Source organism: Rheinheimera sp. (genome assembly GCF_020217005.1).
In the GTDB taxonomy this organism is placed as follows: Bacteria; Pseudomonadota; Gammaproteobacteria; order Enterobacterales; family Alteromonadaceae; genus Pararheinheimera.
Map to the genome: position 1 here is coordinate 1 of NZ_JAIWOI010000292.1, position 12,144 is coordinate 12,144.

Annotated in this window: 14 protein-coding genes; 3 read left to right on the forward strand and 11 right to left on the reverse strand. The window is 46.3% G+C overall.

Features of this window, described 5'->3' with window-relative positions; all coding sequences use genetic code 11:
* Positions 1-257: LOG family protein (locus tag LDL40_RS14165; RefSeq protein ID WP_300996049.1), on the forward strand; the 257-nt coding region annotated here is incomplete at its 5' end.
* A gap of 68 nt (positions 258-325) precedes the next feature.
* Here LDL40_RS14165 and LDL40_RS14170 read toward each other — a convergent pair.
* The 5 genes from LDL40_RS14170 to LDL40_RS14190 form a co-directional block, all read right to left on the reverse strand.
* Entirely contained in the window at positions 326-2,590 is a 2,265-nt protein-coding gene (locus LDL40_RS14170; RefSeq protein ID WP_300996051.1) for an arginine/lysine/ornithine decarboxylase, read from the reverse strand.
* 306 nt (positions 2,591-2,896) lie between these two features.
* Complete coding sequence (locus LDL40_RS14175) at positions 2,897-3,103, reverse strand: PASTA domain-containing protein (RefSeq protein ID WP_300996053.1); 207 nt, start codon at positions 3,101-3,103, stop codon at positions 2,897-2,899.
* Positions 3,104-3,237: 134 nt separating this feature from the next.
* The gene (gene mtgA / locus LDL40_RS14180; protein WP_367304333.1) at positions 3,238-3,996 is read right to left on the reverse strand and encodes a monofunctional biosynthetic peptidoglycan transglycosylase; all 759 of its coding nucleotides are present in this window, start codon (positions 3,994-3,996) and stop codon (positions 3,238-3,240) included.
* Positions 3,997-4,052: 56 nt separating this feature from the next.
* Complete coding sequence (tyrA, locus tag LDL40_RS14185) at positions 4,053-5,198, reverse strand: bifunctional chorismate mutase/prephenate dehydrogenase (protein ID WP_300996057.1); 1,146 nt, start codon at positions 5,196-5,198, stop codon at positions 4,053-4,055.
* A gap of 9 nt (positions 5,199-5,207) precedes the next feature.
* Positions 5,208-6,278: a 3-deoxy-7-phosphoheptulonate synthase gene (locus LDL40_RS14190; RefSeq protein WP_300996059.1), complete on the reverse strand. Its 1,071-nt coding sequence runs from the start codon at positions 6,276-6,278 to the stop codon at positions 5,208-5,210.
* A 356-nt stretch (positions 6,279-6,634) separates the two neighbouring features.
* On the opposite strand from LDL40_RS14190, the gene LDL40_RS14195 reads away from it, so the two are divergent.
* Together LDL40_RS14195 and LDL40_RS14200 are read left to right on the forward strand one after the other, a co-directional pair.
* On the forward strand, positions 6,635-6,985 hold the full coding sequence (locus LDL40_RS14195; RefSeq protein ID WP_300996060.1) for a DUF3135 domain-containing protein: 351 nt from the start codon (positions 6,635-6,637) through the stop codon (positions 6,983-6,985).
* 103 nt (positions 6,986-7,088) lie between these two features.
* On the forward strand, positions 7,089-7,667 hold the full coding sequence (locus LDL40_RS14200) for a response regulator (protein WP_300996061.1): 579 nt from the start codon (positions 7,089-7,091) through the stop codon (positions 7,665-7,667).
* A 174-nt stretch (positions 7,668-7,841) separates the two neighbouring features.
* Here LDL40_RS14200 and LDL40_RS14205 read toward each other — a convergent pair whose 3' ends face one another.
* The 6 genes from LDL40_RS14205 to rpsP all read right to left on the reverse strand — a co-directional run bounded on the left by LDL40_RS14205 (position 7,842) and on the right by rpsP (position 12,144).
* Positions 7,842-9,068, reverse strand: coding sequence for a threonine/serine exporter family protein (locus LDL40_RS14205; protein ID WP_300996063.1), 1,227 nt, complete (start codon positions 9,066-9,068; stop codon positions 7,842-7,844).
* A 126-nt stretch (positions 9,069-9,194) separates the two neighbouring features.
* Positions 9,195-9,797, reverse strand: a complete 603-nt coding sequence (locus LDL40_RS14210; protein WP_300996064.1) for a DNA-J related domain-containing protein — start codon at positions 9,795-9,797, stop codon at positions 9,195-9,197.
* Positions 9,798-10,178: 381 nt separating this feature from the next.
* Positions 10,179-10,538: a 50S ribosomal protein L19 gene (rplS, locus tag LDL40_RS14215; protein ID WP_046518264.1), complete on the reverse strand. Its 360-nt coding sequence runs from the start codon at positions 10,536-10,538 to the stop codon at positions 10,179-10,181.
* A gap of 22 nt (positions 10,539-10,560) precedes the next feature.
* Positions 10,561-11,319, reverse strand: a complete 759-nt coding sequence (gene trmD / locus LDL40_RS14220; RefSeq protein ID WP_300996066.1) for a tRNA (guanosine(37)-N1)-methyltransferase TrmD — start codon at positions 11,317-11,319, stop codon at positions 10,561-10,563.
* 17 nt (positions 11,320-11,336) lie between these two features.
* Positions 11,337-11,864, reverse strand: a complete 528-nt coding sequence (gene rimM / locus LDL40_RS14225; protein WP_300996065.1) for a ribosome maturation factor RimM — start codon at positions 11,862-11,864, stop codon at positions 11,337-11,339.
* A gap of 28 nt (positions 11,865-11,892) precedes the next feature.
* Entirely contained in the window at positions 11,893-12,144 is a 252-nt protein-coding gene (rpsP, locus tag LDL40_RS14230; RefSeq protein WP_046518266.1) for a 30S ribosomal protein S16, read from the reverse strand.

Sequence of the window (12,144 nt, forward strand, 5' to 3'; positions counted from 1 at the left end):
GGGCACGGGCTTTAGTCGCCTTCCCGGGCGGTTTTGGCACTTTAGATGAATTGTTTGAAACTCTGACCTTATTGCAGACAGGCAAAGCCACTACAGTGCCAGTGATCTTGTATGACAAAAGTTTTTGGACCCGATTGATTAACTTTGACTTACTGGTCGAGGAAGGATTAATTAAAGCCGAAGATATGCAGTTGATTCAGTTTGTCGATACACCAGAACAAGCCTGGCAAGCCATTTGTCATTGTTATCAGTTGTAGCAACAAAAATGGGGTCAGATCACATTAGTTATGCGTAACTAATATGATCTGACCCCATTTTCAGTTTATTAAGCTTTTACGCAGTCAACAAAATATTCGGTTTTACCGTTACGCTCTTCGCTGACCAAACCGTGGATATAAGTCTCAAAACCCGGGAAACGACCATTAAATTCGCGGGCGAACTTCAGGTAATCCACTATCACAGTGTTAAACACTTCACCTGGCACTAACAATGGAATGCCCGGTGGATAAGGCGTTAGCATCACAGCTGTGATACGGCCAATCAGGTCATCCAGCGGCACCCTGTCCAACTCTTTGTGCGCCATAGCGGCAAAAGCTTTGGAAGGCTTCATTGCAGGCACCAGCTCAGATAAATACATCTCAGTCGTCAGCTTCGCCACGTTGTTTTCACGGTAGATCTGGTGAATTTGGTCACACAAATCTTTCAAGCCAATGCGCTCATACTGAGGGTACTTAGCGATAAACTCTGGCAATACCCGCCACAGTGGCGCGTTTTTGTCGTAGTCGTCTTTAAATTGCTGCAGCGCTGTCACCATAGTATTCCAACGGCCTTTGGTAATGCCGATGGTAAACATGATAAAGAACGAGTACAGACCAGTTTTTTCAATCACTACACCGTGTTCTGACAGGTATTTGGCTACTATAGCCGCAGGAATACCTGTCTCATCAAAATCACCATCCACATTCAGCCCAGGAGTCAGAATAGTGGCTTTGATCGGATCCAGCAGGTTAAAACCTTCAGCAATATCGCCGAAGCCGTGCCAGCTTTCGCCCGCTTTTAACATCCAGGCATCACGGTGATCCAAACCTTCGTCCGTTAAATCATCAGGGCCCCAGACTTTAAACCACCAGTCTTCGCCGTATTCGTCGTCGACTTTACGCATAGCGCGACGGAATTCCAGCGCTTCGTCCAATGATTCTTCCACTAAAGCAGTACCACCAGGCGCTTCCATCATAGCTGCAGCCACATCACAGGATGCAATAATGGCGTACTGTGGACTAGTTGAGGTATGCATCAGATAAGCTTCGTTAAACAGGTGCTGATCCAGCTTGTTTTGCTTCGCATCCTGCACCAGAATTTGTGACGCCTGTGAAATACCTGCCAGCAGTTTATGCGTTGACTGAGTTGAGAACACCATAGAAGTTTCACAACGCGGACGGCCTTCGCCTATGGCATGGTAATCACCATAGAAGTCATGGAAAGCAGCGTGCGGCAACCAGGCTTCATCAAAGTGCAGCGTTTCAATTTCACCATCGAGTAAAGACTTAATCTCTTCGACGTTATACAAGACGCCATCGTAAGTTGACTGAGTAATGGTTAATACCCGAGGTTTCACATCAGGATTTTGTTCGAGCTTTTCACGGCAGAACGGATTAGCCAACATCTTTTTACGGATAGTAGCGGGTTCAAATTCGCTGCGTGGAATAGGGCCAATAATGCCGTAGTGGTTGCGGGTTGGCATTAAAAATACCGGTACAGCGCCCGTCATCATAATGGCATGCAAAATGGATTTATGGCAGTTACGATCTACCACCACTATATCGCCCGGAGCCACTGTAGAGTTCCAGACGATTTTATTCGAGGTTGACGTGCCATTGGTGACAAAAAACAGATGATCGGCATTAAAAATACGAGCCGCATTGCGCTCAGAGGCCGCTACAGGCCCGGTGTGGTCTAACAACTGGCCTAATTCATCAACCGCATTACAGACATCGGCACGCAACATATTTTCACCAAAAAATTGATGAAACATCTGGCCGACAGGCGATTTTAAAAAAGCCACACCACCCGAGTGTCCAGGGCAGTGCCATGAATACGAGCCATCCTGGGCGTAGTTGGTTAAAGCACGGAAAAACGGTGGAGCCAGTGTATCTAAATAGCTTTTCGCTTCACGAATAATATGACGAGCAACAAACTCCGGCGTGTCTTCATGCATGTGAATAAAACCATGCAGTTCACGCAAAATAGCGTTCGGTATATGACGTGAGGTACGGGTTTCTCCGTAAAGGTAAATCGGAATATCCGGGTTGCGATGACGGATTTTGTCGACAAAACCTTTCAGATTTTCCAGCACGGAATGAGAATCTTCGACGCTGCCACCACCAAACTCTTCGTCGTCAATAGACAAAATAAATCCAGCAGCGCGGCTTTGTTGTTGCGCGAATGAGGTTAAATCGCCGTAACTGGTGTAACCTACTACATCCATGCCTTCAGCTTCAATGGCTGCAGCCAGTTCACGTATGCCGGAACCGCTGGTATTTTCAGATCTGAAATCTTCATCAATGATGATCAGAGGGAAGTAAAAACGCATGGAGTACCCCAAGCCGGTTAAAAGTGCGCAAAGGATACTTTATTTTGCAGAAAATTCCTCTAATCCGACCTGTTTTTCCTGCAGAAAAATCGCAAATTCCCTAAAACATACCCAAAACACAGAATTGAATACGTATTCACCAATGGCAAAATCCGAATTGTCATGGAACTGACACAAGTTTTAACCATCTTAGCTATGGCTACAACCCAAGGTAGCTCTATTCCTGTTCTATACCTTGCGATTCAGGGACTGCATGCAGTCCCTGCTTTTTTGCATTTTTATATGCTATTCACAGTCAAATAAAATCTAAATACCTGAATAATCCTGGCCAGCAGCAGGACTTTGCTCTGTGCAGTAACCAGCTTCAGTCAGTAAATCCAGCAATTCTTCTTCACTGACCCCTACTGCGCGTAAGTGTTGCTCAGCCTCTTCCACAGCTTTGCCCCGCTGCAGATCTGTCCTGATAGTTTTAATATGCACAGAGCGCATAAATTCAGATGTTCTTTTGCCCATGATTAAACTCCGCTTCACCTATTCAGTTGCGGCGGATCCTAAACAGCCTGAACAAAGTTTGCATTGAAAAAACGCCGAAAATCAGAAATCTTCACCGGACCGTCATACAAAAGTCATAAAAAAGCCATACTAGGTTATCGAGTGTTCAAACGGCGTTCTATTGGTGCCAATTGCCTCATTTGCTTTAAAATCCATTGCTGGCGTTTGGATACATAAGGCGATGGACTTTGTACTTTAAACCTCAGAGGATTAGGTAATACAGCGGCTAATAACGCGGCCTGATGACGATTCAACTTGCTGGCAGGTCGCTTAAAAAACTTTTGGGCAGCCGCTTCAACACCAAAAACTCCCGGACCAAATTCCACGCTGTTCAAATAAACTTCTAAAATACGCTCCTTACCCCAACACAATTCAATCAAGCCGGTAAACACCAATTCCAGTCCTTTACGGAACCAGCTGCGGCCTGTCCATAAAAATACATTCTTCGATGTTTGCTGGCTGATGGTAGAAGCCCCACGTACTTTCCGGCCTTTACTGTTGTATTCCAGAGCCTTTTCAATGGCGACAGTATCAAAACCATAATGATCCGGAAATTTTTGATCCTCTGCCGCCACAACGGCTTGTTTCATTGCCGCAGAGATTTGCTCAAAAGGCACCCAGTGGTGCTGCAATTCATAACTTTTGTGATTATTCCAAAGCGCCTGAATTTGTCGCTCTATCATCACGCCCGTGACAGGAACAGGCACAAAAGCAAACAAAATGACCAGACTCAAAGCCAGGATAGTCAGGTATTTTATAATCCGAAGCAGCCTGTGAAACCAAAGTGAAATCAATGACTTTTTCCAAAAAATATTCAGCTGGTTAATAGATTTCAGTGTAAAGCGCCAGCGCAAAATCAGCCAGCTTTAGTTGCTGACTGATTTTATTTCTGGTTGAGGGGCAAAGGAATTTAACTACGTTCGTCTGAGGCTTTTTGTAACAAACGCCGGCTTTCCTGCAGAAACTGCTCGGCCAGAGGGCCGAAAAATTGTTGTCCTTTTGCAAATTCAGCCATTAAACCCGCTTTATCCCGCGCAGCCAGTAAATGCGATAACTGATTAAAGCGATGTTGATAGCGTTGCAATAAGCCAGTGACAGAACTGGACGACAGCATAATGTCTGCATACAACTCTGCATTTTGAGCAAACAAACGTCCAACCATAGCCAGTTCCAGCCGGTAAATGGGTGAACTCAATTCCAGTAATTGTTGTAAATCGGCCTGCTCTTCTGCCAGGTGCACACCGTACACCAGTGAACTGAAGTGGCGCATCGCTTGAATAAGCTGCATCAGATCATCATGCTGCTGCGCAGACTTTTCTGTCAGCACAGCCCCCCAAACTTTGAATTGCTGAATAAGCCATTGGTACTTTTCAGCATCGCGCCCATGACTGACCACCACCACTTGCTTGGCAATATTACTGATATCTGGGCCAAACATTGGATGCAAACCTATGACAGCACCACTGTGTCTGGCCAACATGGCATTCAAAGGACCAGTTTTGGTGCTGGTTAAATCAGCAAGTACAGTATCGGCATCCAATTGTGGTAACTGAGCTATGACCTGCTCAGTTACAGCTATAGGTACAGCAACCAGCACTAAAGCAGCGCCCTGGACCAGTTCTTCTGCCTGATGCCAGTTATGTTGCTCCAGAACCTCAACGCAGTAACCTGAACGCTTGAATAAACTAACAAAACGTTTGCCTAAAGCACCGTCACCACCAACTACCACGACTTTGTCGCCGACAGCGCGGCAGCAGACAAAACCTGCTTCCTGCGTTTGATAGGATTCACGCATCACACGACGCAATACATCTTCAATCAGATCAGCGGAAACACCAGCTTGTTCAGCCTGCTCACGACGGGCTTTAATCAACGCCTGTTCGCGCTCTGGCACATATAAAGGTAAAGCAAACTGTTGCTTCACACGCCCTACTTGTGCAGTGACAGCGGCTCTTTTCGCTAATAGTTCGACCAGTTGGCTGTCCAACTGGTCGATTTGCTGACGCAAAGGTAACAAAGCAGACATAGGGTCTTGTGTAACTACAGGGTCATTCATATAACTATCTCAGGCAGCAACTTCAGCTGCAGATTGTTGTGACGAAAGCTGTTGATCTAAATCTGCCAATAAGCCCGCTGTAGTGGCCCAGTCGATACAGGCATCTGTGACAGATACACCATAAAGCTCTGCTTTACCATCTACTAAATCCTGACGGCCTGCATGAATATGGCTCTCCAGCATAATACCAATAATAGATTTATTGCCTTTAATCCGTTGCTCAAGCACTGCCTGAGCCACAATACCTTGTCTATTGTGATCTTTGCTGGAGTTACCATGGCTGCAGTCAATCACCAGACCTTCAGGTAAACCATGTTTACGCAGCGCAGTTAATGCCGCCTGAACACTTTCTTCGTCGTAGTTAGGTTTAGAACCACCACGTAAAATCACGTGTCCGTCCGGATTACCTGCAGTTTGTACCAAAGACACCTGACCCTTTTGGTTTATACCAATAAAACTGTGGCCACTGGCGGCAGATTGCAGCGCATTCAGAGCAATATTTAAATTACCGTCCGTGCCGTTTTTAAAACCGACTGGCATAGACAAACCGCTGGCCATTTCGCGGTGTGTTTGTGACTCCACAGTACGGGCTCCAACAGCAGCCCAACTGATTAAGTCTGATAAGTATTGTGGACTGATAGGGTCAAGGGCTTCAGTTGCAGCAGGTAATTCCATCTCGACCAAATCCAGTAACAAACGACGGCCTTTGGTTAAACCTGTTTCCAGATCAAAGGAATCATCCAGATGTGGATCATTGATAAAACCTTTCCAGCCTACTGTAGTACGGGGTTTTTCAAAGTACACCCGCATCACTATGTATAAAGTATCTTTGTATTGCAGTTGTAACTGCTTAAGGCGGCGGGCGTAATCCATCGCAGATACAGGATCATGTATAGAACAAGGCCCCGTAATGACCAGCAAACGAGGGTCACGGCCGTGCACTATGTCTGCTATTTCCTGGCGGGATTTCTGAATAAAGTCTGATCCGACATCAGATAAAGGTAAGGCTTGCTTTAATACTGCAGGCGGACTTAATAACTGCTCCGAAACTATACGTAAATCGTCAACTATTTTGCTCATTTGAATGCTCCTGTTTGCATCATGCGTTGCCAAAGCGCCGGTTTTTACTTGATAAATGCAAGCAGAACACCAGTAAACTTATATTTACAACACGTACTAATTTAATTACGAATGTGGCCATATTAAAAACCGACAGCACTCAAGTCAACCTTTAAAGCCAAATAAATTGAGGAAAAGACCTGGAAAATCAAAATCAGAAACAAGTAAACTTTTAATTACACCCAAGTTATTCCCTGACCAAAGTGAATTCTGAGGCTATTTCTACAGTACGGCGGCTAGGTGAAGGTTGGAATAATATCTGCTGATGATGGTCTACACTGAAAGCTGAGGCTATCAGACTTTGTAAAGGCGGATCTATGGCAAGTTCAACTTACTCTCCATTGCCAGCATTTGATGAATTGCTATGCATGGCAAAACAGAATCCAGCCGCGCTGGATGAGCTGCAACAAAAACTGAACCAGGAACTGATTGACGCGCAAAGCGACGACAGAGGGCGTAAAGCTATTCAACAAACTCTGTTCAGGTTACAGTCAGAACAATTTCGTTATAAAGCACCATTGGTCCGACTGACCAGAGCTTATCAGTTGATGTTGTCAGAAATGAGCCGGATGCAGGATGCTCTTGAACAGTTGTGCATGGCACAGGAACCTCAGCCTAAGTCTTGTGCAGTCGTTTTACCTTTCAGGTCAAAGAGTCAGGAGCAATAAGTGAGAAAAAAGCCGTTGAAAATCACAAAAAATAAAGTGACAGCGACCTGTGTTCTCGTCTAGAATTGATAAAAATACAAAATATGATACCCATTAGCCCCGTATGAACAAAAGTAAACACACAGAACCTTTACTGTCGACTCAACAAGCTGCTGATTTACTTGGTGTTTCTTTACGCACCGTGCAGTTATGGGTAGAAAAAGGTGCTCTGGATGCCTGGAAAACACCAGGTGGTCATCGCCGTGTCACTCAGTCTTCTGTCGAACGCCTTCTACTGAAAAATCAGACTCAGCCTGTTGATAATTCAGTTCGCATTCTACTCGCAGAAGATGATGAACTACTCAAACAGCTTTATAGCCTGCAAATTGAATCCTGGGGGTTACCCATCAGTTTGCAATCTGTCACTAACGGTATAGCAGGTTTATTAAAAATCGGCGAATGGGCGCCACAGATTCTGATTACGGATTTGCAGATGCCCGAACTGGATGGCTTTCAGATGATTCGTGAGCTGAAATTATCTCCGCGCCACGAGAATATGAAAATCATAGTAGTCACCGCGCTCACAGATGCTGAGATTACATCAGGCGGTGGTTTACCTGACACAGTCCAGCTGATGCGCAAACCTTTGCTGTTCAGCGACTTAAAAGACCGCTTAGAGAAGTTACTACAAGAGCTGCGTTAATCGCAGCTTTTTTATATTTTGCAGTCTTGCAAAATGTTCTGACCAGCAGGCAGAGCCGCTGCCGAGCATAGGCCTCAATCCACAGACAGATAGGACTACGATGCTCCTGGCTCTGCAGCGCCAGTTGTCGCGCTGCAACATTAATTACTTTGGGTACAACGAAAATCGAGCTTGCTACAACGCCTTTCTTGGTGGCAAAGCCACATTGGCAAATATAAAACCAGCCACCAGAGACATAAAAATCAGAAAGGTTTGCTGACCTAATTGCTCAGTAGCAACCATCTGCTGGCCTGAAACAAAAGCATTTAATCCTATATAAGTTTTGCTGCCTGGGACCAGTACTATCATGCCTTGCAGGGACACTATGCTACCTGGTGCATTCATCAGTCTGTTAAATAAATTACCATATAAACCTACAGCAAAAGCACCAACAAAAGCACCTAAGGCTAAACCAAGGTAATAAGCTCCCCACAAGCTGGCTGCATAAGCAATAAAGCCAGACAATAGCCCCCACAAAGCGTGCCGTAACCTGGCTTTGAATACCACGACCAGGCTGCCGCATAAAATAGCCACAGCCAGCCAACTGGTCCACTGAGGCACAGAAGGAGCTAGTTGCGGTGGGATTTGACCAAATAAGACCTGACCTAAAACCACCCCTAAAAAAGCACCAAAATATAATTTAAATAGCAGCATTACCGCGTCCATCACCCTGGCTGTGCCCGAGACCAAATGGCGGGCGGCGAGCTCGGCCAATCCGAGCGTTAGGGCTAAACCTGGGATAAATACAATAATGGCGGACAATACGACTAAAGGTACATTGATCATGGGATCAATATAAACGGCCACCGCAGTAGCCAGCAAAGCGGAGACCAAAGCGACCAAAGGTTCAAGCATATGTGCCACCCGGCGCGATTTCACCGACCAGAGCACAAACAAATAGACGATAAGACTCAGTACAGTAGCCCAAAATACATCGTGCCAACTGGCGCGCATTAACATGGCAAAAGCTCCACCTGCAGCTCCAAAAGCTGCAAAAGTCGCCCAGCGCGAATAAGGATTGGGGGCAGCCTCTATTTGATCGAGGCGCTGATTTACATCCTGTAACGTCAGTTTGCTGCTGGCAAGCGCATCCACCAACTCATCGGTGTAGGATAAAGCTCCAAGATCTAACTCACCTGGTATCACCCGGGAAATATGGGTGTACTCATTATCATCACCGGGGATCCAAAGCACAAAAGTCAGTACAGTAGGAGTGATAGCAAATGAACCGCCGATCTGCAGCAGTTTTGCCACTTCCTGCAAATGCGCTTCCAAACGGTACGCGGGGGTACCGAACTTATGCAGCATCTTGCCAAGTTTGACGATAAATCGACGCTTTTCAATAAAACTAGAGGAGTCCAAAGCAGTATCCTTGTCGCGTTGCAACACAATGGATCTATTGTAGAGCGCTTTGCTGACTAAGGATAGATAAGGACATAGCTAAGTGATTGATAAAGGCCAAGTTACTCCGCTTTTAATGCTTCAGTACTAGGACGATAGCTCTGCCAGCAACCACTGATATTCCTGCTGTAACAACTGAAAAGCCGCGGCGTCACCGCCTTTATCAGGATGTAATTTTAGCGCCTGCTGCCGATAGATTTTTTTGAGCTGCGCCACAGAATAGGGCCACGTTAACTGCCACTTCTGTTGCAAAGCACCAGAGTCCAACGCTTTGTTTTGTTGATACAACTCCAGCTTTTTCCAGAACTCACTTAACAAAGCGTGCAATTTATCATCCGTCATCGCCAGCATATTCTGCCAATCCAGATAATAAGCAGCTTTATCTTGCTGCTCCTGCCATAAGGTCACCGCATTATCAGGTAAAGATGTAACGGTATAGACCATGACTTTGGCATAGCCTATATGCAACAAAGCCACCTGCTCTTGCTGCCACTGCGCCTGCAATACAAACAAATGGTGGTAAAGAATGAAATGTTGCTGGAACAATAAAGAATCAACAGCGAGACTGCGCGGTTCCGGAAAAAAAGCTTTTAATTGATGCAGCAATTCCTGCTCGCTGATCTCTCCTTGTCTGGACAACAGGAAAGCTTCGAGTGCAGTTACTAAGTCGGCTTGCAGTTCGGTATGCATAGGCACATTACAGACCAAAAAATTGTCAGGATCAATTTTTAACAATGCAAAGCATTGGTCCCAAGGGTGAGCGCCAGGGATGGCTGCGAATAAAAAATTGTCAGGATCAATTTTTAACAATGCAAAGCATTGGCCCCAAGGGTGAGCGCCAGGGATGGCTGCTACATCGTCGCAACAATCATCCGGCCTTCGCCAGAAGCGAAGGCGTGATAACGGCGAAATGCCAAACTGTTGGCATTTCGAAAGACCGTTATCACCCCGACAGTTGCGACATACCGTCCTTCCATGGACATCGTCGCAACAACGTTCCCGACAGTTGCGACATACCGTCCTTCCATGGACATAAAAAAAGGCTGACACAAGGTCAGCCTTTTCAGTTGCTTAGTTAAGCTTTTCGCGGATACGCGCTGATTTACCTGAACGATCGCGTAAGTAGTAAAGCTTGGCACGGCGAACTGCACCACGGCGTTTCAGCGTAATGCTGTCAATCATAGGGCTGTGCGTCTGGAATACACGCTCAACACCTTCGCCGTTGGAAATTTTACGAACTGTAAAAGATGAATGCAGACCACGGTTACGTTTAGCAATAACGATGCCTTCGTAAGCCTGCAGACGCGTTTTATCGCCTTCTTTTACTTTAACCTGAACTACTACAGTGTCACCTGGGCCAAATGCTGGCACGTCAGTTTTTAACTGTTCGTCTTCAAGTTGCTTGATAATGTTTTGGCTAACTTTGCTCATAACAATCTCACTTTACCTGGAATTAACTATCGTGTTGCTGCAACGCCTGGTGTTCCTGTTGGAATTCATCCAGTAATTTGCGTTGCTCCTTAGTCAGAGCCAGGGCATTTAACATATCCGGCCGTCTTAACCAGGTTCTACCAAGAGCCTGTTTCAGACGCCAGCGTCTTATATTTTCATGGTGTCCACTCAGCAACACCGGTGGAACCTCTTTGTCTGCTAACACCGCAGGTCTGGTGTAGTGTGGGCAGTCTAACAAACCAGTTGCAAACGAATCCTGTTCCGCCGACTCTTCGTGCCCCAGTACGCCTGGTACCAGTCGCGACACCGCATCAATCAGCGTCATCGCAGGCAACTCGCCTCCACTCAGCACGTAATCCCCAATTGACCATTCTTCGTCAATTTCGGTTTCAATTACGCGTTCATCAATGCCTTCGTAACGGCCTGCCACTAACAGCAGTTTCGGGTAACGTGCAAGTTCCTGTACACCTTGTTGGTCTAACTTGCGGCCTTGCGGCGACAAATACACCGTATGTACATTTCCTCCGGCAGCTTGCTTAGCGGCGCGAATAGCGTCGGTCAGCGGCTGCACCATCATCAGCATACCAGGACCACCACCAAAGGGGCGATCATCGACGGTATTGTGTTTATCGTGGGTATAATCCCGCGGATTCCAACACTCTACCTGCAACAATCCTTGCTTTACAGCGCGGCTTGTTACACCAAACTTTGTAATAGCATCAAACATCTGCGGGAACAGAGTCACAACTCCAACCCACAAACCAGCTTGCTGCGACATTAAAAGTCCGGATCCCAGTCTACTAAGATACGTCGTTCAGCGTTGCTCACGTCCTTAATGACAGAGTCAGTCAGGAATGGGAGTAAACGCTCCGTCTTGCCAAATGCATCGGATTTATTAGCTTTCACAACGAGAACGTCGTTTGAGCCAGTTTCCATCATGTCGACCACTTCACCTAAGTGATAACCAGCCTCGTTCACTACAGCCATGCCCATCAGGTCACGCCAGTAGTAATCACCCTCAGCAAGCTGGGGTAATGACGAACGCTCTACTGCGATATCCGCATTAACATAGAGTTGAGCTTGGTCACGATCAGACACTTCAGCCAGTTTTACGATCAGGCCATTGCCATGTCGTTTTTTACCGCTGATCTGCACTTGACGCCAGTTACCCTGCAATTGAATTTGCCAGGGTGTGTAATCAAAAATCCCTTCCGGGACATCGGTATAGGAGTTTACTTTTAGCCACCCGTTGATGCCGTAAACAGCGCCAAACTTACCTAAGACAACTAAATCTTTACCGTTCAAGGTGAAACTCCGACCTTTATTTTAGCTATTAAGCAGCAGCTTTCTTAGCAGCTTTCACCAATGAAGCAACGCGGTCGCTTAAAGAAGCGCCTTGCGATACCCAGTGGTTGATACGCTCTAAGTCAATACGCGTTTGCTCTTCTGCACCGCCAGCGATTGGGTTGAAGAAACCCACGCGCTCGATAAAGCGGCCATCACGAGCAAAACGGCTGTCCGCTACCACAACTTGGTAAAATGGACGCTTTTTCGCGCCACCACGTTGTAAACGAATAGTTACCAT

What these genes read in the sequence shown, in the direction of transcription:
- LDL40_RS14170 (WP_300996051.1), bottom strand. Translation starts at nt 2,590, where the DNA reads ATGCGTTTTTACTTCCCTCTGATCATCATTGATGAAGATTTCAGATCT.
- LDL40_RS14175 (WP_300996053.1), bottom strand. Translation starts at nt 3,103, where the DNA reads ATGGGCAAAAGAACATCTGAATTTATGCGCTCTGTGCATATTAAAACT.
- tyrA (WP_300996057.1), bottom strand. Translation starts at nt 5,198, where the DNA reads ATGAATGACCCTGTAGTTACACAAGACCCTATGTCTGCTTTGTTACCT.
- LDL40_RS14190 (WP_300996059.1), bottom strand. Translation starts at nt 6,278, where the DNA reads ATGAGCAAAATAGTTGACGATTTACGTATAGTTTCGGAGCAGTTATTA.
- LDL40_RS14195 (WP_300996060.1), top strand. Translation starts at nt 6,635, where the DNA reads ATGGCAAGTTCAACTTACTCTCCATTGCCAGCATTTGATGAATTGCTA.
- LDL40_RS14200 (WP_300996061.1), top strand. Translation starts at nt 7,089, where the DNA reads ATGAACAAAAGTAAACACACAGAACCTTTACTGTCGACTCAACAAGCT.
- LDL40_RS14210 (WP_300996064.1), bottom strand. Translation starts at nt 9,797, where the DNA reads ATGCATACCGAACTGCAAGCCGACTTAGTAACTGCACTCGAAGCTTTC.
- rplS (WP_046518264.1), bottom strand. Translation starts at nt 10,538, where the DNA reads ATGAGCAAAGTTAGCCAAAACATTATCAAGCAACTTGAAGACGAACAG.
- rpsP (WP_046518266.1), bottom strand. Translation starts at nt 12,144, where the DNA reads ATGGTAACTATTCGTTTACAACGTGGTGGCGCGAAAAAGCGTCCATTT.